Genomic DNA, 20,620 nt, shown 5'->3' with positions numbered 1-20,620 from the left:
CCTAGTCGACGCCGATTTTCAAATCCTTGACGAAGCGGTCGTCAAAAGCCTTCCACCAATCGACCTTGGGATCGAGCAGGCCGCCGGCGACCAGGAAATCGTAGATCTGCTTGTAACGATTGGCGGTGATGATGCCGATACCGAGCTTTGCCGCATCGCCACGATCAAGGGCCTTCATTTCCTTGAGCTTCTCGATTGCGAAAGCGATCTGCCCGTCGGTCATCTTGGGATTATCGGCCTCGATAAGTGCATTGCCCGGTGCGGGATCCTTCATGTAGTCGCGCCAACCTTCCAGCGAGGCCTTGACAAAGCGCGCTACCACGTCGGGCTTTTCGGCGATCATCTTCTCGGTCGTGACGATGGTCGAGCCGTAGGGCGGATAGCCGCCGTCGGCGAGCAAGAAGAACTTCACTTTCTCATGCTGCTGCCCCGCCTGATAAGGCTCGGAGGACGGATAGGCCTGCTGCGCCATGGCCTTGTCGGCGAAGAACGGCTGCAAATTGAACGTGTAGGGCCGGATCTGATCGTCGGTGTAGCCGTATTTGGCGCGCAGCCAGGGCCAGAACGTCACGCGCGACGATCCGGCGATCAGGATGGGCCGGCCTTTCAGCGCAGCCAGATCCGCCACATCATCGTGGGTCATGATGCCCTGCAGATCGAATTGAAAAGAAGATGCCACAGTGACCAGCGGCAGGTTCTGCTCGCGGCCCTTCAGCACCTGGATGTCATAGCCCATCAGGAAGTCGGTTTCGCCGGCGAGCAGAAGCTGGGAGCCGTTCACCTGCGGTCCGCCCATCTTGATGGTCACGTCAAGCCCGGCCTTCTCGTAGAGCCCGGTCGCCTTGGCCTGATAAAACCCGCCATGCTCGGCCTGCGCAAACCAGCTCGTTAGAAACGTCACCTTGTCGGCGGCCCGCGCCGGCGCCAACGCGGCCGTCAAGGCTTCCGTCGCGATCACGGCGGTCACCATCATTCGCAGCAGGAATTTCGTCCCCATTCGTGGCACCCCCATGTCGAGCCGGCAACGGCCGGCGCCGTCATCCTCGCCTGCACTTAAGGATGCACAGACGAGCTGTGGCCTGAAAGCATTTTTATTCGAGCGACCTGTTGCCTTCCAGGCAACGCCGATTTCGTGAGCAACACGCCGCGACCGTGCCAGGCGAGCCCTGGCATCATCTCTCAACATTCCCGGATGACGGTTGCGCGGGACTGACCTAACATCCACCCGCATCGGGCCGCCGCTGACCTCGGAGCGATCATCTTGCGCGCACTCTCCCCACCCTCGATCAGACCTCCCTTTGCACACTACAGTCACGGCATTGCTGTGCCGGCCGGCCACAGGCTGGTCTTCACCTCCGGACAACTCGGCATTGGCCCCGACGAAAAAATCCCCGCTGGCGGCGAGGCGCAGGCCGAGCTCTGCTTTGCCAACATCGCAGCGATCCTCGCCGAAGATGGCATGAGGCTCGCCGACGTGGTTCATCTGAACGCTTATGTGACGGCGCGCGAGCATATGGCCGGCTACATGCGCTCGCGGGATCGGCAATTTCCGGGAACGCCGCCGTCCTCGACATTGGTGATCGTGTCCGGCTTCACCCGGCCGGAATTCGTCGTCGAGATCGAGGCGATTGCTGCGGCCCTTGATCAGGGCTGATGCAGCGACGAAGCACCTTTCATTCGGGCTGAAGCGGGCGCTGCACTCAACCCGTCATCCTGAGGAGCCTGCGACGCAGGCGTCTCGAAGGATGAACGGCGCGCTGCGGGCAGCCGGGCCGTCGCCCTTTCGAGACGCGCGCGATGCGCGCTCCTCGGGGTGACGGGCTCAACTTGAGCGCTCGTTTCGCTATTAAATTAGAAGCGAACCATCTGCCGCCGAATATTTGCGAGGAAACGGCTCCGCTGCGTCGGCGTGGCAATGTTCATATGGTAGAGCGCGTGATAGCGCACGATCGCCTTTCTGCCGGCGAACCATGGCAGATAGCGCTTGATGATCTTGCGCGGCGGATCGGCCATCGCGATCGCCTGCCAGCGTGGGCGGCCATAGGTCGCGATCCCGGTGATGCGCTTGATGTGAAGCAGCATCGGCTTGGCCTGCGCGGGGTCCGACAGATCAAGCGCGATACCGGGACCGAACATCCGATCGAACCAGCCTTTCAACATCGCCGGCGGTCCGAACGACCACGTCGGAAATTGCAGCACGATGGCATTAGCCGCCATCAGCCGGTCGGCGTGGGCCTCGTTGTTGGCGCGATTGCGCGCGGGATCGTGGTAGTCGCGCCGGCGCTGTGCGGTCAGCACGGGATCAAAGCCTTCGGCGTAGAGATCGAGCAGGTCGATCTCGTGGCCCGCTTCCTTCAATCCGGCCAATGCCTCCTTGCGGATCGCGGCGTGAAAGCTGTCATCCAGCGGATGGCAGTAGACATAGAGCACGCGCATCTCAAGGCCTTGGGGTCACGAAGCTCCGCATCTTGCCGGGATTGAGCAGGCCGTGCGGATCGACCTCATGCTTGAAGCCGAGTTGATCGGCATCGGCGCGCTTGAAACGGCTGCCATCCTCAACGCTGAAGACATGGGGATTTGCGATGTAGACCCCGTGTTGCTCGTGCAGGCTGATGATCTCGTTGAGCCGGTCGGCATTGCTGTAACGCACCACCGGCAGGGCACTGCACGTGACGCGGCCGCCAAAACGGATGAACTCGAGGTGCTGCAGCACCTCATCGGCAAACAGCTCCCGCATCTCCAGGACCTTTTCCATCGGACGGTCGTCCGGGTAGAGGCACTGCAGATAGGTCACGGAACGATCGGACTTCAGCACCTGCAGCGTGGTGTGATTCCAGGTGTATTCATAGAGCGGCACTTTGCCCGGACTGTCGTCGGTCGGCATCTCCAGCGTAATCTTGCCTCGCCCGCCGAGCAGCGATCTGAAGCTTTCGAGCGACGGCTCGGCAATCATTGCAATCAGGATGCTTGCTCCATCAGGACAAGACGGCCGCAGCGCGCCGAAATAGGACGGCACCGGCCAGGTGATCGCTGACAACAGTTTCTTCACGATGCCGTCGGCGAGCGCAACCTCATAGCCGAACGCGGCAGCCTCCATGAAGTCGTCGAAGGCGACGAGAACGTCGATCCATCTCCAAGCAGGCGCGAGCGGCATTTCTAGCGCGGTGATTATGCCGGTCGTCCCAAAAGTGCGGTTGATCTTTTGCGCCGCATCGCCGCGCAACTCGAGGATGCGCGGCTCTTCCTCGACTGTCATGATGCGCGCCGCCAGGATATTGCCGCCCTCGCGCAGGCCGCCAAAGGCGACCGAGCCTATGCCGCCAGACCCACCCGCTACGAAGCCGCCGATGGTGGCGGTCCGCTTGGTGGACGGATGCATGCGCAATTCCCAGCCTTGCGGCTGCAGCTCTGTATCGATCGCGTTCAGCTTCGCGCCGGCATCGACGCGAATGAGCCCGGGCTTGACCCACTCGATGCGGTTGAGCGCGGTAACATCGAGCAGCACACCGCCCTTGAGCGGCACGGCCTGGCCATAATTGCCGGTGCCCCCGGCGCGCACGGTGATGGGCACACGATGGCGCGCGCAGGCTGCGGCAGTCCGGACGATATCCTTCTCGTCCCGTGGCGCGACAATGAGATCCGCCGACTTGCCGTCGAGCTGCTCGTTCAGGACCGGGCTGTACCAGAAGAAATCGCGCGAACGCCGGCGCACGACCTTCTGGTCGGTGACGACCGGAATATCGCCGAGATCGGCGACCAGCTTCTCCAGAGCACTAAATGAGAGATCGTTCACGGTTGCTCACCCCGGGTTCGATTCGAGCTCTCTCAGAACAGCATCCGATCTGATAACGAAACCGAAGCACTGGCGAACGTTGTAAAGAGTCGCAGCCATGCAATAGTCCGGCGAGGTCGTCGCCGCGCAATCCTCCAAGAGCAGGCAATCATAGCCGCGAAAATTGGCATCCTGCAGCGTGCAGAGCACGCACTGGTCCGCATTGACGCCGGCAAACATCAGCGTGGTCACGGCGAGATTGCGGAGGATGCTGTCGAGCTCGGTATCCTGAAAGCCCGACATGCGGTATTTCCCGACCTGGATATCGGAGGGATCGGCCCCAAGTTCATCGACGATTGCCGCCGACCAGCTCCCGCGCTCGAGCACTTTGGCGCCGGAACCGGGCAGCGCATCGCCGAGGCCAATGCCGGCGCCGCTCGGCTTATAGACATGCAGCAGCGACGGGCTGAGATTGAGCCGGTCGGGCCGGTTGCCCCAATTGACCCAGATCACCGGCACCTCCCGGCTGCGCAATGCTGGCAGCAATTGCTGCAGCGGCACGATCGGCGTCCGCGCCGGCGTGATGTCGACGCCAAGCTGCGCCAGCCAGCCCTCAGGATGGCAGAAATCGTTCTGCATATCGACGATGATGGCGGCCGTGCGCGCGAGGTCGAACGTCACCAGCTTGCCTTGCGCCTGCACCGTGATCGGCCGCGGCGGGATCGGCTGGCGCACCAGATCGGCGCGGCTCTCCGAGACCATCCAGCCATTGCGCCGGCTCGACCCAAGGGGCCGCAAGCTTTGCCCGCCTGGAGAGCCGTTCGGCCCGGCATCCATGGCCTAAAGCTCCTGAAGGATGCGGACATCTTCCGCATCGAGTTCGACCGGATCACCGCCGCGGATCAATTCCGCAAAGCCTTCGTTCGGGGTCATCACGGTGAGCGTGTACAGCTTGCCGGGACCGGTGTTTTCGATCACGTGCTCGGAGCCGGGATGAAGCAGCAGCGAGTCTCCCTTCTTGATGGCCACCGCCTTGCCGTCGCAGCGTGCAAGACCCTCGCCATGCAGCACATGAAAGAATTCGTGCGCCGAGGCATGCTCATTGGGCGGTGTCGCGCCGCCGGGCTTGAAGATCTCGATGACGAAGATGTTGTCGATCGCATCAGTCTCATGGTCGAACAGCATCACGAAATAATTGGTGTCCTTCGGCGAGATCCGGAACGCCTTCGCCCGCGCGAGCCCGGCAACACTGAACGGCATGCGATGCTCCCTCGAACAGCAACTCTCATCGCGCATCGAACACGGGACGTGTGGCCAGTCGCGACATCGGGTGGCGGCCGATTTCCTCGACCAGCGCCACGAGCCGCCTTGCCGAGCGCTCCACCAGCTCGCTGCCGAGCTCCGCCGTCGCCTTGCTTGCGTCACCGCAGGCGCCCTTCGGGTGAAGATCCTGCGCTTGCCAGCCGAAATAGGCCACGCCTTGGCCCAGCATTGCAGACTCGCGTTCGGTCTCCACCGAAACCGGAGCAAAATTCTCGGCCCGTTTCATATCCACCAACTCAGGATGCAGGTGCAGCATCACGCTGGTTTCGATCTGGCCGCCGTGGATGCCGTGCCTGATCTCGCCGGCATCGAACAGATCGCTCATGTCGATCAGCCGCGACCACATGGTCGTCAATGCGAACATGCCAAGCTTGACGCGCAAATCGCGGCAAACGATCTCCAGCAACTGCGGCTGGCCGCCATGCGAATTGAGGAACAGGATCTTGCGCAGGCCGGCGCGGTGCACGCATTCGCCGAGCTCGTACCACATCCGCGCCAATGTCTCGTGCGACAGCGTCAACGTGCCGGGAAATGCCAGATGCTCGTCCGATTTGCCCACCGGCAGCATCGGCAAGACCAGCGCCGGGCAATCTTGCGGCATCAGCTCCACCGCCCGCGCGACGATGCCCGCGTTGATCGCGGCATCGACCCGCACCGGCAGATGCGGCCCGTGCTGCTCGATGGCGCCAACGGGCAGAATCGCCACCATCCGCTCGCTATCGAGTTCGGCGAAATCGCGTGTCGTCAGATCCCACCACCAGCGCGACTTGGGAAACATGCCTGAACCGAACCTGTGCCGAGCGAGTGCCCGCTTGTCTTCCTTCGTGCCGATCTTGCACGCCCGGCCATGACTTGAAAGCGCTTTAATTCGGCAGACCCGTTGCCTTTTAGGCAACGTGCCGCCATCCTGATCGCGAGCCCCTTTGCGAGCCAGAATGATGCTTCACGGTCGCCTATTAAACTATGTTGACGAGGTTGCCCGCACGGGCTCCATCCGCAAGGCGGCAAACCACCTGAACGTTGCGGCATCAGCCATCAGCCGCCAGATCCTGGCACTGGAAACGCAGTTGGGGACGCCGATCTTTCAACGCCTTCCGAAGAAGCTGATCCTGACGGCGGCAGGCGAAGTCCTGATCGGTCATGTCCGCCAGACGCTCAAGGAGCTGACGCGCGCGCAAGCAAAAATCGAGGAGCTCAAGGGCCTGCGACGGGGCGAGATCACGGTGGCGCTGATGAGCGGGCTTGCCTCAAATCTGGTCCCCGGCACGGTGAAGGAATTTCGCCTTGCCAATCCTCGCGTCAAGCTCAACCTGACGCTCTTCAACACCGGTGCGGAGATCCAATCCGCCGTCGCCAATGGCGAAGCCGACCTCGGCATCGGATTTGACTTTACCAAGGACGGCAATCTCAAGGTACTCGCCCGCACCGTCGGCAGGCTCGGCGCGGTGATGGCGCCGAACCATCCGCTGGCGAAGCGGAGCAGCATCCGCCTCAGCGATTGCATCGATTATCCGCTCGTCATCGCCGACATCAGCAGCGCGATCCGGCCTTACCTTGACGCAGCCTTCACTCGGGCATCGATCGACCTGCAGCCCGTCATCGAGACGAACGCGATCGAAATCATGCGGCACGCTGCCATCCTCGACAACGGCATCACCTTCTTAACGCCGTTCGATATCGAATTCGAACGCCGCGCGGGACGCCTGATCTACGTCACGGTCCGTGAGCTCGCCCATGATGCGCAGGCATTGATGCTGATCGGTCACGAGCGCGGGACCAGCGCCATCGCGAGCGTGCTTGCGGAAATGCTCAAGGCCATGATGCGGGAGGCCGGTTCGTGAAGCCCGCCGGTCGGGCGCCCTTGCGATGTGTTGCGATCAGAGCGAACCGGCGATCGTGCCGTAGCGGAGCCCCTTCTCCTTGAGCCAGCGACGATAGGCCACCGACGAGCTGTCAGCCCGGGTCGGAATTTCCGCGCGTGGCTCCAGCGGCAGCCGCAACGGTCGCTGGTTCTCGACGACGATACGATCCTGCAGAAAGATGACCTGCTCGAATGTCAGAAGGTCATTGTGCGCGGATTCGACGTCGACCAGAAACATCACCGGTTGGGCGCGGCACAGTTCTTCCTCGATCGGTTGGATGAACATCGCAATCGCATCCAGCCGCGACGGCGCCGACGGGCAAGCCCGGTAGAGCATCACCGCAAATGGCGACGGCACGCGATAGGTGAGCTTCACGAAATCGCCCGACGATTCCGTAACCGCAATTCGCGGCTGGAAGAACCGGCAGTTGGTCGCCCAGACCTCGTCGACGTCGCGCCGAATCTCGCTCTCATAGGCCGGCACCTCCGTGTGCGGCTCGGCCCCGAGAATTTCGTTATGCACGTAAGGAAAATGCGCCATGTCGAGAAAGTTCTCGATCATCCGCGGCGCGGAGGTGCGCATTTTCACCCAGCCGCAGATGACGAAACGTCGGTCCGGTTCGGCAGCTTCCGGGATTTCGAAGATCTCGCGCGACGGAGTGCCGATGCTCGTCCAGAGGCAGCCATAGCGCTCGCGCACGGGCAGCGCCTTGCCCGGTCGTCCTGCTGCATCCAGCTCCTTCACGTTGGGCGCGCCGTCTTCGCGATAGAGCAAAAGGTCCTGGCCAAGCAGGCGCGTGCGGCGCGGAGAGGCCGTCACATCCGACAGCGTCTCGATCGCGTACCATTCGTTCAAGGCGACGGGATCATCGGTCCTGACCATGGCTTGTTCCAGTCCTTCTCAAGTCGCGCCGGTCCACTGCACCGAGCCGTGGACGTGCTCGGCGAGCCAGGCCGCGCGACGGGCGAATAGACCCGGCGCAACCTCGTGCAGGTGAGCGATCAGCGCCTGCAGGTCCGCTGTCTTCAGCTTGCCGTCCTCGACGATGGTACGACCATCAACCATGGTCAGCGCGACGTCGCCGCCGCGGACCGCATGGACCAGATTGTGCTGCAGGTTGAAATAGGGTCCCTCGCCGAACAGCGGTGTCATTCGCGGCGTATTGGTCCGCACCGCAATCAAATCGGCCTTTTTGCCAACTTCCAGCGATCCGATCTCCCGATCCAGCCCGAGGGCGCGCGCCCCCATGATCGTCGCCATCTTGAGCGTCGTCCAGGAATCGAGCGCGGCAGCATCGAGGCTCTTCAACTTGCCGAGCAGTGAAGCCGCTTTCATCTCCTCGAACATGTCGAGATTGTTGTTTTCCTTCTCTCCATCGGTGCCGAGCCCGACGGCGATACCCGCCTTGAGCATGGCTTCCACCGGCGCAATGCCGCTCGCAAGCTTCATGTTGCTGACCGGATTATGCGCAACCGAGACGCCGCGACGGGCCAGCAGCGCGACCTCGCTCTCGTCGAGCCAGACCGCATGGGCGATCATCGCTCTTGGCGCCTCGAAGAAGCCGAGATCGTCGAGCGCAAACATCGGGCGCTTGCCATAGCGCTTGTCGAACTCTGCGACTTCGATCGAGGCCTCACTGCAATGGGTGTGAAAGCCGGTGGCAAACCGCTTGGCCATCTCGATAGCGCGACGCTGGCCGGCCTCATCCGCATAAAATAGATGCTCGAGCCCGACCCAGACGGCGATGCGGCCGTCGGCTTTGCCTTGCCACGTCTCAATCATCCGCTCATTGTCGTCGAGCGTGTCGAAATAGTCGTAGTCCGGATGGGCTCCGACATAGGGCACCGCCACCAGGCGGTTGCCAATTCCGCTTGCCGCGCGTGCGCTGCCGTCCATGAAGCGCCACATGTCGACCAGCGTGGTGGTGCCGGAAAGCACGCTCTCGGCATAGCACAGCCAGGACGCGGCCTCCGCTTCGCGCGGTTCAAGAACGCGATGCATCGGGTTGACGTGGAGACGAAGCCAATCCCACACCGGCAGGTGCTCGGCGGTGCCGCGCAACAGGCCCGAATGCATGTGGCAGTTCACTAGCCCAGGCATGATCAGGCAGTTTTTCAGCCGCCTGACATCTAGCGCAGGCTCCAAGGTAGACAATGCTTCGCGCTTGCCTACGGCAGCGATGCGGCCGTCGCGCACCAGCACCGCGCCGTCGGTGATCACGCGATCGGTTGCGTCCATGGTGAGAACGAAATCGGCCGCGATGATCTGGTCGCGTGTTTCGTTCATGCCCGCTCCATCGCGCTTGCTGAGACCTTTGCAGTTTTCGTGGCAAGTTTTGTGCCGGTGATGAAATCAGCGGCGCGCTCGCCGATCATGACCACCGGTGCATGGGTATTGCAGGATGGAATGATCGGCATCACCGACGCGTCTGCGATGCGCAAGCCGTCGACCCCGCGGACCCGCAATTGCGGATCGACCACGGCCCGCTCGCCCTCGCCCATCGCGCAGCTGCCGCAGGGATGAAAGAAGGTGGAGCAGCTCATCCGGATGTACGCGATCTTCTCCCTGCGCGACAGGCGGCGATCGGGCGCGGCCGGTCCCGCGACGAGATCGGCAAAAGCCTTTGTACCCGCCAGCTCTGTCATCGTATCCATGCCGGCGATCAGCGCCTCTACATCCCCAGGCTCAGCCAGAAAGTTCGGTTGAATGTCGAGGGCGCCATCCGGCGCAGCGCTCTGCAGCCGAAGGCGGCCGACGCTGGTCGAGCGCATCAATCCGGGCGACATCGCGAAGATATCGCCTGAGAGATCATAGGCCGACGCCACTTCCGCGCCTGCGTGCGCACCTTGCACGACGAAGGCATGAAGATCCGGCGCCGGCAGCGCGGGCGCGCTCTTCCAGTTCATCATGGCGCCGCCGCCATTATCGCGCACCGGCCCAAGCGGCCGGCGCGCGCGGAAATTGATGCCCATCAGCAGCGGGTGGTCCTGCAGATTTTCGCCAACGCCGGGGAGATCGCAAAGGACGGGGACGCCGAGACGCCCGAGTTCACCGGACGGCCCAATCCCTGACATGAGTAGAAGCCGCGGCGTGTCGATTGCGCCGAGCGCCAGGACGATCTCCGCTTCGGCGCGCGCCTCCGTGACCACGCCATCGATGATGAAACGAATACTCCGGCAGCGGCGCCCGTCGAAACGGAGGCCGATCGCGAGTGCGTGGGTGCGAATGGTGAGATTGGGCCGGTCGGCGACCGGATGCAGATAGCCGCGCGCGGCGCTCCAGCGCCGGCCGCCGCCGATGTTTAGATTGGGCAGGCTCGCACCCTCGTTGCTGGCGCCGTTCGGATCGCCGATGACGGGAAAGCCAAGTTCGGCGGCAGCGTCCAGCATGGCGCGTGCAATCGGATGCGGATCGCACGGCCGCTCGATCCGCAATGGCCCACCGGCGCCGCGCAATTCGGATGCGCCGTCCTCCCAATCCTCGGCGCGCTTGAAATAGGGCAGCACGCTTGCAAAATTCCAACCCGTCGCGCCTGCCGCTTCCCAGGCGTCGTAATCGGACCGATGGCCGCGATACCAGAGCATCGCGTTGATGCTGGAGGAGCCGCCGAGCACGCGCCCGCGCGGGATCGCGATGCTGCGCCCGTTGAGCTCGGGCGAAGGCGCGTAGCGATAGCCCCAGTCATAGGGACCGCCGAGCAGCGCGGTCCAGTTCGCTGCATCCTCGATTGCAGCAAGGCCAATGTCGGATGGTCCTGCCTCGAGCAGCAGCACCTTCACCTCGCCGCGCTCGGCGAGACGCCGCGCGACCACCGCGCCGCCGGACCCGCCGCCGACGACGATGTAATCATAGGTGGGGAGAAGCGGCTGCCCCATGGTCAATTGTGCTCACTCGGCCCCATGATGACGGTGCCTTCCGTGCGCTCGACGTGGCGCACGAAGATATATTTGTCCTCGCGACCGTCGCTGTGCTTGCGCCTGATGCCGGGCTGCACGGCCCCTGCGACTTTGGCGACGATCAAATAAGGCTCTTGTGCTGCTAAGCCTTCGGCGCAATGCGTGTCGAATTCCTCGACGGTGCGCGCCGTATAGGCCCGTGTGAGCCCGGCGCCACGTGCGATAGCCGCGATATCGACGCGGCCCGAGGCGGTATGGGTCGGCGGCCCCCCGATCGACTGGTAGCACTCGTTGTCCCAGACCACGATGAGGAGATTTTTCGGCTGCTCGTTGCCGATGGTCGCGAGAATGCCAAGGTTGAACATCATGCCGCCGTCGGTATCCAGCGAGACGATCCGACGATGAGGAAGCCCGGCGGCGAGCCCAAAGGCTTGCGGCGTCACGCAGCCGAGCTGCTGCTGAAACAAGCTAGCCTCGCGCATATGGGGCGCGGCGTTGTACCATTCGTCGACACTGGCGCCGAGCGAAAGGATCACGAGTTCATCCGACAGCCGACGCGCCAGCACGCTCATGCAATCGAACCGCTTCACCGCACCACGCTCCCGCCGAGCGCGACCGCGGAATGGTAATAGGCGGCATAGGACCAGCTAAACGCGTCCATGATGGCGCGCTCGACCTTCTCTTCCTCCGTCACGATCCGATAGGGAATGCGCAGCGCGTTGAGCACCGGCTCCATGGTAATGCCGTGGGGGATAGCCCACCAATTGTTCTCGCCGAGCTCGCCGCGATAGCTCATCAGCATCACGACCGGAATGCCCGCGCCCAAACCCATGCGCGCCAGCGGCTCGACCGAGGCGCGCAAGCCTGAGTTTTCCATCACCAGCGCAGCCCGCTTACCCGACAGAAAAACGCCGCCGCAGATCGCCGCGCCCTCGCTTTCATTGGTGACGCGAATGGTGCGGATGTCAGGATCCGTATCGAGCGCCGGATAGAGCTCCCTAAATAGCGAGTCGGGCAAATAGCAGACGATGGAAACGCCTGCCTTCTTCAAACCGCGGATCACGGCGTCGACGGCGGATGGCTTCATGCGGCAATATTCCTTTGCGACGAATTTTCCAGCCGGCAGATGTTCTGCATAGCTCCTGTTTTCTCACCAAGCTGATGCGCTGGGCGCAACATCGCTCATCCGCCCGATAGCCCCTCGATGGCCCGCGTCAGCATGGTGGCAAGGCTTGCGGCGGCTTCCGACATGCCCGACTTGGCACGGGAGAGCAGCACGAGCTTGCGCGGACGCAGCTTGGGATCGTGCAAGGGAACGAACACCAGCGCGCCACTCGCAATCTCGCGCTGAACGCCGATCCGGGTCTGCAGGGCAACGCCGTTACTGCGCATGGCGAGATCGGCCATCACAGCGATTGAATTGGTCAGCGCGCGCCGCCCGAAATCGATCGACGAGCCGTTCAGCGCCTCTTCGAGCGAGGCACCGAGCGAGAGGCTCGCGTCCGACAGCACCACCCGTTCACCGGCGAGATCGAACAGGCGCAATTCGCTACGGTTGGCCAGACGGTGTCCGGGATGCATGACGGCGCCGAGGCTCAGCACCGTACCGCCGAGCCGCTGGGCGTTGCGCGGCGTCTTGATGTCGAAGGCGATGCCGATGTCGCACTCGCCGTCAGCCACCGCATCGAAGGCGTGCTGCGATCCCATGACCTTGATGTCGACGGTGATGGCCGGATAGTTCTCCCAGAACGCGGACATCACATCGAGCAGAAGACCGCGCGCGATGCTTTCCACGACCGCAACGGTGACGCTGCCGCGCCGCAGCCCCTGGAGATCGTTGATTTCGGTATAGGCGCGTGTCAGCTCGCCAAGGCTGGAGCGGGTGCGATAGAGCAGGATTTCGCCGGCGCTGGTCAGCTTCAGCCGCTGGCGAATGCGCTCGAACAGCGGCGTGCGCAACTCGTCCTCGAGCTGGCCGACCACGCGGCTGATCGAGGACGGGGCCACGTTGAGCACGCGCGCAGCCTGGCGGATCGAGCCAAGCTGGGCGACGAGCTGGAAGTAGTGCAGGCGCGTCGAGATCAGGCCGAGCCGGTGCGGATCCATCGGCCTATTCGAACAATGGAGCGAGACGCATTTCCGGCACCAGCACCAGACCCTTATCGGTGATGCGGATCTCCGGGATCACTGAGAGCGGGATCAGGTTGAAGCCCATATAGGGAATGGTGCAGCCCGCCTCCTGCCATTCCGCCTTCAGCTTTTGCACCTCTTCCGCAACCTCCGTCACCCGCTTATCCGACAATAGACCCGCAACCGGTAACGGCACGAGCGCCTTCACCTTGCCGTCGGCGACGACGCAGACGCCGCCTTGATGCGCCTTGATCGTTGCAAGCGCAAGCTGCATGTCAGCTTCATTGGTGCCGGCGATGATGATGTTGTGGCTGTCATGGCCGACGCTCGAGGCCACCGCACCGCGCTTTAAGCCGAAATCCCTAAGCAGGCCGTAGGCCACATTGCCGGCCGATTTGCCGTGACGCTCCACGACGGTGACGAAGCAAAGACCATGGCGCTCGAACAGCGTGGTCCAATCGTTCACCGGTTCGATGGCGACACGATCGTGGATCAGGGTGATGCCGGGCAGTGCCGTGCGGATCGCGTTGACGGTACAGGCAACAGTCGGAAGCTCAGGCGTCAAGCGTACTTTCTCGGGCAACTTCACCGTCGCATAGGCGGCTTGTGGATAGCGGTAACGCTCCGACAGAGCGGCATCGAGCAGCGGCGTGATCTTGCCGTCTTCCACCACACACTGCCCGCCGTACCAGGTCGCATGCGGCTTCAACGCATCGTCCAGCAGAACCAGGTCGGCGCGGCGGCCGCCACCAAGGCCGCCGATGTCATTGTCAGCGCTGAAGCGCGTCGCGCCATGCAGTGAGCCCATCGACCAGGCCTGCTCCGGCGATAGGCCGGCCTTCACGGCCTCGCGCACCACCCAATCGAGCCCGAACTGCAGAAGATCGTCGGCGTCGCGATCATCGGTACAGACGGCGACGCGCTTGTGCGAGGCGCCGAGCTCGGTGATGGTCCGGATTGCCTGCGGCAGCGAATGCCAGGGTGTGGTCGGCGGGCCGCCACGCAGGAATATCCACACGCCGGCCTCGAGCAGATCGTCGGCGATATCGCGATCGATCGCCTCGTGGGTATCGGTCACGCCGCTCGCCGCATAGGCCGCAACAAATTCGCGACCGTAGACGTGGCCCGACACCGGCCGGCCGCGCTTCAAGGCGGCAGCAAGGATCGCGTGGCTGCGCTGGTCTCCCCGCGTGACCGGCACAAAATCCATCTTTTCGCCAAGCGCCACCGCCTCGGGCCAGCGGTCGAACAGGCCCGCGATCTTCTCAGCGGTGAGATCACCGCCGGCTGTCTCCAGCTCAGGCGATGTCGCCGGAACCGTGCTTGGAACCGTGAGGAAGATCGATAGCGGCGCCTCGCGCGCATCCTCCAGCATCGCCTCGACGCCCGCGACGTCCATCACGTTGCCGATCTCGTGACTGTCGCAGAAGATCGTGGTGGTGCCGTTGAGCAGCGCGGCTTCCGCGTAAGCGCAGGCCGTCACCATCGACGACTCGATGTGGATGTGCGGATCGACGAGCCCCGGGGCGACGATACCGCCGGCGACATCCTTGATGACCGCGCCGCCGCCGGCCGCTTTGTGTGTACCGGCCGGCTTGACGGCGGCGATCCGCCCGCCCGAGATCCACATCTCTCTGTTATCGATGATGCGTTCGGAGTAGGTCGACAACACGCGCGCACCCGTGATGACGAGATCGGGCACGGCGCGACCCGAAGCGACGTCCGCGAGACGCCGCGTCATGGTATGCAGCGGCTGAACGGAGAACCGGGTGAGCTTGGCCATGATGCGCCTCCTCTTGCGTCAAGCTGATTGACGTCAATAATAGTCCGGAATCCCGGGCATGGTGATGAAACCCGGAATGGCGCGTACCCGGCGCATCCAGCGCCGCAATGCGGGATAGGTTTCGTGCTCGACGGCGAAATCGCGGCTCAAGGCGATCGCCGGGAACAGCGCGAGATCGGCCAGTGACGGCGCAGTTCCCACAAACCAGGCCGCATCGTCGAATTCACGTGCCGTCATGTGATCGTCCATCAGCCGGAACGCGCGGCGCGCAGCGTGATGCAACGCTTGCTCATCGCCTGATGCGTCGAACATCGCATGACGCCGCGCACGCCAGGCCGCGTGCAGGTCACGCGACGCGAATTGAAGCCACATCGCCACCATGGCAAGCCCATTAGCATCCGAGGGCAACCATTTGTCAGCGGCATCATAGGCGCGGGCGAGATAGATCATGATCGGCTCGGCCTCGCTGAGCACAAGCTCGCCGTCGAGAAGAATCGGCAGGCTGCCGCGCGGATTGAGAGCCAGCAAAGGCGGCTCAAGATGTTCCCCGCCGGGAATCATGTTCACGGCCATCTTGCGGTAGGGAACGGCCAGCACCGACAACAGCAAACGAACCTTGTAGCAGTTCTCGTCAAGCTCGAAATCGTATAAGCGAATCTCGCTCATGATGTCGCCCCGGGACGAATCTGACTGGTGGAGGTTTCGAGTTTACGCCGCAGCGCCTCGCTCCATGCGGAGATGCGCTTCTGGCTCGCGCCACGATGTACATCCGCCGGTCCTGCAATCACGATATGCAGCGCCGTCTCCTGCTCCGACAAGGGCTGCACCGCGATGAGGATTTCGTCGCCGCTGATCGCAAGCGAGACCAGCGAGGCCGTCCGTGAGCATTGTGTTCCGCTGGCAGCATTATCGACCGCCCGATCGATCGTCGAAGCAAGCGCATCGAGGACCTTTGCTGTTGTCGCCTCGACATAAAGGCTGCGCACCGGCGTCACGGTTCGCTCCGCGAACTGAAGCGGCTCCGGATCGGCGCGATCGAGCTCGCCATACGCCCAGACGAACCCCAGCCGTTCGAGCGACGCGTAAGTCGCGACCCGGATCGAGTTCGGCACAGCCAGATCAGGATGGGCCGGGATGTAACGGCATCGTGCGGAGGCGTCGTACTGCCAACCGTGATAGAGGCAGGCGATGTGATTGTCGCGCACGAAGCCAAAACTCAGGCGCATCCCGCGATGGGGACAGCGATCCTCCCACACATGCGACGAGCCGGCCGCGTCGCGCCAGACCACGAGTTCGCGGCCAAACAATCTCGTTCCGACTGAAGTGCCGCGCTCCAGCCCCTCGGCAAGCGCGATCGGATACCACGCAGATTGCATCAGCTCATCTCCATCCGGGCTACGTGACGTTGCCGAATCCTGCAGGACTCATGCCGCACTGCTGCGCTCGACCTCTCGCACCAAGCAGTCAATGGGCCCGAGACTGCAGGCCATCTCGAAAGCGTCCACCAGATCGCGCGGTCCCGATACCGCGACGTCGATGCGGTCCGCGCCGGTTCTCTCCACCACCACATCGAGCTGCAGCCTCCGCGCGCGATGCTGGACAAACTCGATAAAGCTCTCGGGATCGAATCGACCGCGGAAAACGATGATGGTTGCTCCCTGCATGCGTCCGCCCTCATGATTTCAATTTATTCGGTCGCATCCGGATCGGAGCAAGCGAAAAAATCGTCCATGCTCACCGTTTGAGCAGCCAGTCAGCGATCTGCTTGTTTTTTAAGGCATCATTGCCAGACGGTGTTGCGCTTCAGAGATCACCGCGATCGAAAAAAAACGCCTATGCGGAACAGCGAGCAGCGGACAGGCTCGCTCAAGCGCGTGCGGGCGGGATGGGCCGGAGATGCCGCCGGCGTGCGAGCTGCGGCACGGACCTTGCTAGACGATTTCAGCGGCCGGGCGCCGACCAGTGGGTCGACGAGCGGTGTTGCGCGGAAACGTTTCAGGGTTCGCCGCGGCAGCCATCCGAACCCAGAACGTGGGCTCCAACACGAGGCTTTGCTCAAACATGTCAGATCTTCGCCATCTGTCGCGCCGGCGCTTCCTGAATCTCGGCGCCGCCGCCGGCTCCTCGCTTCTGCTGCCCTCCGGCTTGATCCATCCGGCGCGCGCCGCAACGCCCCTGCCCGCGGTTGCCGAACAGGATGCCGTCATTGCCTTCGGCCACACCGGTCCGGTCACCGACGAAGGATGGACCTGGAGTCACGATCAGGGAATGAAGGCGGTGAAAGCGGCGTTCCCGAAACTGAAGACGCTGTTCGTCGAGAGCATTCCCTATTCCGCCGATGCGACGCGGACGTTCCGCCAGTTCGTTTCCGAAAACGCTTGCATGGTGTTTGCAACCTCGAACTATGGTGATTTTCTCTATGACGTCGCCAAGCGCTCGCCGAAGGTCGCCTTCTTCGAATGCGACGGTCGCAATCCGCTCGACAATCTCGGCACCTATTACGTGGCGCATTGGTATCCGACTTATGTCACCGGCGTTGCGGCCGGGCTGATGAGCAAGAGCGGCAAGCTCGGCTACGTCGCCTCCTTCCCTGTCCCCTCAGTGTTTTCGGGCACGAACGCCTTCTTGATGGGTGCACGTTCGGTCAATCCCAACGCCACCATGCAGGTGATCACCATCAACTCCTGGTTCGATCCGCAGGCCGCCACGCAAGCGGGCACAGCGCTGCTCGACAATGGCTGCGATCTCCTGTTCGGCATCATGGATGAGGCGGGATATCTGCAGGTCGCCGAGAAGCGCGGCGCCAAGGCAGTGATGTGGAACACCGACATCCGCCGTTATGGACCGAAGGCCTATATCAGCTCGATCATCGTCGATTTCAAAGCCTATTACGTCGACCAGGTGAAGAAGCGGCTGGAAGGGACCTGGACGCCATCGACCACTATCCTGCCCATGGGCGGCGGTATCGACCGCGATGCCTGGGGCGAGAGCGTGCCGGAGGAGGTGCGCAAGCAGGCCGACGCGGTGCGCGAGAAGATCCTTGGCGGCTGGTCGCCCTTCGTCGGCGAAATCAAGGACGGCAAGGGCAACGTGAAGGTCGCCGCCGGCCATCATATGAGTGAGCAGGAGCTCTATAACTGGGACTGGCCGATCGCCGGCATTTCGGGACTCTGACGCCAAGCGAGCCGCCCAAAGGATGGTCGCGATGCCCAATGCCACCGAGCGCACCGGGCCTGCCCCCGGCACGCCGCCGCTCGTGCAGTTGAAGGGCATCGCCAAATATTTTCCCGGTGTCGTTGCCAACCAGGATGTGGACCTCGAAGTGAGGCCCGGCGAGATCCACGCCCTGCTCGGCGAGAACGGCGCCGGGAAATCCACATTGATGAACATTCTCACCGGCATCTATCAGCCTGATGCCGGTGAGATCATTATCGACGGATACCTCAAGACCTTTGCCTCGCCGATCGAGGCGATCGCGGCGGGGATCGGCATGGTGCACCAGCATTTCAAGCTGGTCCGCGCCTTCACGGTGGCGGAAAACATCCATCTCGGCTGGTCGGAGACGCCGCGGATCATAAGTCCTCAGGCGTTGGAGGCGCGCACGGCGGAATTGTCCGCCTCGCTCAACCTTGCCGTCCGGCCCGATGCGCGCGTTGACGAGTTGTCGACGGGCGAGCAGCAGCGGGTCGAGATCCTCCGCGTGCTCGCCCGGCATGCACGGGTCCTCATTCTGGACGAGCCGACCGCGGTACTGACGCCCTCGGAAGCGCGCGAGCTGTTCAGGGCGTTGAAGCAGTTCGTCGCCGGCGGCAACGCCGTGATCTTCATCAGCCACAAGCTAGACGAGGTCCTGGAAATCTCGGACCGGATCACGGTGCTGCGCGGCGGGCGCCGAGTGGCCACGGAAAAGACCAGCACCTGCAACGAAAAGATGCTCGCAAAGCTGATGGTCGGGCATGAAATCGTGCTCGACGATCTTCGCGCGTGCGGAACGAAGCCGGTCGCACAATCCGGCGAACCGGTCGTCAGGCTGCGTGACGTGACCGTCCACGATGATCGTGGTCACACCGTCCTGAACCGGATTTCGCTGGAGGTCGCACCTGGAGAGATCCTCGGCATCGCCGGTGTCGCGGGCAATGGACAAAAAGAGCTCAGCGAGACGCTGACCGGCATGCGCAGCATCGCCGCGGGGCAATTGATGCTCGGCGGGCAGGATTTTTCCGCGGCAGGCCCGGCCGATTTCGCCAAATTCGGTGTCGGCCACATTCCCGAAGACCGGCTGCGCAGTGGACTCGCACCGGCGCTCAGCATCACCGACAATGCCGTAATCCGCGAGTATGATCGGGCGTCCATTTCCATCGGACCCTGGTATCGGCCGCGCGCTGCGCTAGCACTGGCGCGAACCATTGCCCACGCGGCCTCGGTGCGGGTGCCGAACTTCGCGATGCCGGTTCGCAACCTCTCCGGCGGCAACCAACAGCGGTTTGTGGCGAGGCGCGAGATGCGGATCGCCAGCAAGCTATTGGTCGCGGCCTATCCCAGCCGCGGGCTCGATGTCGGGGCGATCAACACCATGATGCGCTATTTCGTCGAGCTGCGCGATGCCGGCGTCGGAATTGTGGTGATCTCCGAAGAGCTCGAAGAGCTTCTCAACCTGTCGGACCGCATCGCGGTGATGTTCCATGGCGAGGTCATGGGCGTCATGGATACCGCGAGCGCCGATATCGAGCAGATCGGGCTCATGATGGGCGGCCAAGGCACGGCAGCTCCGTCCCGCATGGGTGCGATGGTGCATTGAGAATGGCGCTGCGCGTACAAAGGTTCCCGTCGGCATCGCCTTCCGCTGCGATCGCGGCGCGTGCCGTTGCGATCGTGCTAGCACTTGTGACCGCCGGACTTCTGCTCGCCGCCGCTGGTGCCCAGCCGATCAGGCTCGGCCAGCAGGTGCTGCGATCGACCTTCTCCGGCTTCGGCATCGAGGATGTCGGGCTGCTGGTGACGCCCTTGATCCTCACCGGCCTTTCAGTCGCCGTGGCGCTCCGGATCGGAGCCTGGAACATCGGGGCGGAGGGACAGTTTTACGCCGGCGCTTTCGCCGCGACCGGCATCGCGCTGTTCGTTCCCGGTCCCGGCGTGGTGATGCTGCCGGCCATGTTCGTCGCCGGCGCGCTTGGCGGGCTGATCTGGATCATGGTGCCGACGCTGGCCCGCGCCTATGCCGATGTCAGCGAGCTCATCACCACGCTGCTGCTCAACTTCGTCGCCACACTGCTCGTTTATTATGTCTCGACCGGCCCCTGGCTCGACCCTGGCGGCCACGCGCTAGCGACCACGGCGCGGTTGAAACATGATGTGCCGGAGTTTTTCGGCCTCGTGCATTGGGGCTTCCCGATCGCCGTGCTGCTCGCCGTCACCCTCGCCGTCGCATTCAGCTTCACGCACTGGGGCTACGAGGTACGGATCGCCGGCTCCAATGCACAGGCCGCGAAATATGCCGGCATGCCGTTCCGCAGGCATCTGATCGTGGTGATGCTACTGTCCGGCGCGATCGCCGGCATCGCCGGCATGCTCGAGGTCGCCGGCACCGTGCATCGGCTGCAGGGCGGCATCTCCAACAATTTCGGCTATCTCGGCATCATGGTGGCGGTGCTCGCGCGCGGCTCCTGTATCGGCGTCCTCGCCGGCGCGGCCCTGATGGCCGTCATCCTGAACTCAGGCATCGTCCTGCAGACCCAGGGCGTCAACACCTCGACCGTACTCGCCATCACCGGACTGATCCTGTTCTTCACTGCGATCGGCGACGAGCTCGCGCATTTCAAGATCACCCGCAGCCAACCGGCCTGAAGGCAGTCAT

Annotated in this window: 21 protein-coding genes; 5 read left to right on the top strand and 16 right to left on the bottom strand. The window is 63.2% G+C overall.

Going from position 1 to position 20,620, the window contains the following annotated elements; genetic code table 11:
• Position 1: 1 nt before the first annotated feature.
• Positions 2 to 997, bottom strand: a complete 996-nt coding sequence (locus F758_RS0102490) for an ABC transporter substrate-binding protein (protein WP_024506362.1) — start codon at positions 995 to 997, stop codon at positions 2 to 4.
• A 261-nt stretch (positions 998 to 1,258) separates the two neighbouring features.
• Between F758_RS0102490 and F758_RS0102485 the strand changes: the two genes are divergently transcribed.
• Positions 1,259 to 1,654, top strand: coding sequence for a RidA family protein (locus F758_RS0102485; RefSeq protein WP_024506361.1), 396 nt, complete (start codon positions 1,259 to 1,261; stop codon positions 1,652 to 1,654).
• A gap of 197 nt (positions 1,655 to 1,851) precedes the next feature.
• Here the strand turns inward: F758_RS0102485 and F758_RS0102480 are convergent, their stop codons facing one another.
• The 5 genes from F758_RS0102480 to F758_RS0102460 are packed head-to-tail and all read right to left on the bottom strand — an operon-like array spanning position 1,852 to position 5,873.
• Positions 1,852 to 2,436: an NAD(P)H-dependent oxidoreductase gene (locus F758_RS0102480; RefSeq protein WP_024506360.1), complete on the bottom strand. Its 585-nt coding sequence runs from the start codon at positions 2,434 to 2,436 to the stop codon at positions 1,852 to 1,854.
• Between the two features lies 1 nt (position 2,437).
• Positions 2,438 to 3,793 (bottom strand): FAD-binding oxidoreductase, encoded by a 1,356-nt coding sequence (locus F758_RS0102475; RefSeq protein ID WP_024506359.1) that lies wholly within the window; start codon positions 3,791 to 3,793, stop codon positions 2,438 to 2,440.
• A 6-nt stretch (positions 3,794 to 3,799) separates the two neighbouring features.
• Positions 3,800 to 4,609 carry a cysteine hydrolase family protein gene (locus F758_RS0102470; protein ID WP_051386613.1) on the bottom strand — a complete coding sequence of 270 codons (810 nt, stop codon included), beginning with the start codon at positions 4,607 to 4,609 and terminating at the stop codon, positions 3,800 to 3,802.
• 3 nt (positions 4,610 to 4,612) lie between these two features.
• The gene (locus tag F758_RS0102465) at positions 4,613 to 5,032 is read right to left on the bottom strand and encodes a cupin domain-containing protein (protein ID WP_024506357.1); all 420 of its coding nucleotides are present in this window, start codon (positions 5,030 to 5,032) and stop codon (positions 4,613 to 4,615) included.
• Between the two features lie 25 nt (positions 5,033 to 5,057).
• Positions 5,058 to 5,873 carry a creatininase family protein gene (locus F758_RS0102460; RefSeq protein WP_024506356.1) on the bottom strand — a complete coding sequence of 272 codons (816 nt, stop codon included), beginning with the start codon at positions 5,871 to 5,873 and terminating at the stop codon, positions 5,058 to 5,060.
• A 157-nt stretch (positions 5,874 to 6,030) separates the two neighbouring features.
• Here F758_RS0102460 and F758_RS0102455 point away from each other — a divergent pair, with 157 nt between their 5' ends.
• Positions 6,031 to 6,936, top strand: coding sequence for a LysR family transcriptional regulator (locus F758_RS0102455; RefSeq protein WP_245286399.1), 906 nt, complete (start codon positions 6,031 to 6,033; stop codon positions 6,934 to 6,936).
• A 36-nt stretch (positions 6,937 to 6,972) separates the two neighbouring features.
• On the opposite strand, the gene F758_RS0102450 is transcribed toward F758_RS0102455, so the two are convergent.
• The 10 genes from F758_RS0102450 to F758_RS0102405 form a co-directional block, all read right to left on the bottom strand.
• The gene (locus tag F758_RS0102450) at positions 6,973 to 7,839 is read right to left on the bottom strand and encodes an aromatic ring-hydroxylating oxygenase subunit alpha (RefSeq protein WP_035720442.1); all 867 of its coding nucleotides are present in this window, start codon (positions 7,837 to 7,839) and stop codon (positions 6,973 to 6,975) included.
• 18 nt (positions 7,840 to 7,857) lie between these two features.
• Positions 7,858 to 9,243, bottom strand: a complete 1,386-nt coding sequence (locus tag F758_RS0102445; RefSeq protein ID WP_024506353.1) for an amidohydrolase family protein — start codon at positions 9,241 to 9,243, stop codon at positions 7,858 to 7,860.
• Complete coding sequence (locus F758_RS0102440; protein WP_024506352.1) at positions 9,240 to 10,832, bottom strand: GMC family oxidoreductase; 1,593 nt, start codon at positions 10,830 to 10,832, stop codon at positions 9,240 to 9,242. The genes F758_RS0102445 and F758_RS0102440 overlap by 4 nt, the downstream gene beginning before the upstream one ends.
• A 2-nt stretch (positions 10,833 to 10,834) precedes the next feature.
• A complete protein-coding gene (locus tag F758_RS0102435) occupies positions 10,835 to 11,443 on the bottom strand; it encodes a thiamine pyrophosphate-dependent enzyme (protein WP_024506351.1) in 609 nt (202 codons plus the stop codon).
• The gene (locus tag F758_RS0102430; protein WP_024506350.1) at positions 11,440 to 11,940 is read right to left on the bottom strand and encodes a thiamine pyrophosphate-binding protein; all 501 of its coding nucleotides are present in this window, start codon (positions 11,938 to 11,940) and stop codon (positions 11,440 to 11,442) included. Before F758_RS0102430 ends, F758_RS0102435 begins: the two co-directional genes overlap by 4 nt.
• Positions 11,941 to 12,035: 95 nt before the next feature.
• Positions 12,036 to 12,959, bottom strand: a complete 924-nt coding sequence (locus F758_RS0102425) for a LysR family transcriptional regulator (protein WP_024506349.1) — start codon at positions 12,957 to 12,959, stop codon at positions 12,036 to 12,038.
• Between the two features lie 4 nt (positions 12,960 to 12,963).
• Positions 12,964 to 14,766 (bottom strand): adenine deaminase, encoded by a 1,803-nt coding sequence (locus F758_RS0102420; protein WP_024506348.1) that lies wholly within the window; start codon positions 14,764 to 14,766, stop codon positions 12,964 to 12,966.
• Between the two features lie 33 nt (positions 14,767 to 14,799).
• Positions 14,800 to 15,432, bottom strand: coding sequence for a glutathione S-transferase family protein (locus F758_RS0102415; protein ID WP_024506347.1), 633 nt, complete (start codon positions 15,430 to 15,432; stop codon positions 14,800 to 14,802).
• Positions 15,429 to 16,142: a Rieske 2Fe-2S domain-containing protein gene (locus F758_RS0102410; protein ID WP_024506346.1), complete on the bottom strand. Its 714-nt coding sequence runs from the start codon at positions 16,140 to 16,142 to the stop codon at positions 15,429 to 15,431. Before F758_RS0102410 ends, F758_RS0102415 begins: the two co-directional genes overlap by 4 nt.
• Before the next feature lie 48 nt (positions 16,143 to 16,190).
• Positions 16,191 to 16,430, bottom strand: a complete 240-nt coding sequence (locus F758_RS0102405; RefSeq protein ID WP_024506345.1) for an acylphosphatase — start codon at positions 16,428 to 16,430, stop codon at positions 16,191 to 16,193.
• 397 nt (positions 16,431 to 16,827) lie between these two features.
• Here F758_RS0102405 and F758_RS0102400 point away from each other — a divergent pair, with 397 nt between their 5' ends.
• The 3 genes from F758_RS0102400 to F758_RS0102390 are packed head-to-tail and all read left to right on the top strand — an operon-like array spanning position 16,828 to position 20,610.
• Positions 16,828 to 17,940, top strand: a complete 1,113-nt coding sequence (locus F758_RS0102400; protein ID WP_024506344.1) for a BMP family ABC transporter substrate-binding protein — start codon at positions 16,828 to 16,830, stop codon at positions 17,938 to 17,940.
• 31 nt (positions 17,941 to 17,971) lie between these two features.
• Positions 17,972 to 19,564, top strand: coding sequence for an ABC transporter ATP-binding protein (locus F758_RS0102395; RefSeq protein ID WP_024506343.1), 1,593 nt, complete (start codon positions 17,972 to 17,974; stop codon positions 19,562 to 19,564).
• Between the two features lie 2 nt (positions 19,565 to 19,566).
• Positions 19,567 to 20,610, top strand: coding sequence for an ABC transporter permease (locus tag F758_RS0102390; protein WP_024506342.1), 1,044 nt, complete (start codon positions 19,567 to 19,569; stop codon positions 20,608 to 20,610).
• The last annotated feature ends 10 nt before the right edge of the window (positions 20,611 to 20,620 follow it).

The sequence above is a fragment of the Bradyrhizobium sp. ARR65 genome (assembly GCF_000472385.1).
In the GTDB taxonomy this organism is placed as follows: domain Bacteria; phylum Pseudomonadota; class Alphaproteobacteria; order Rhizobiales; family Xanthobacteraceae; genus Bradyrhizobium.
This window is presented reverse-complemented; position numbering and strand designations above follow the sequence as displayed.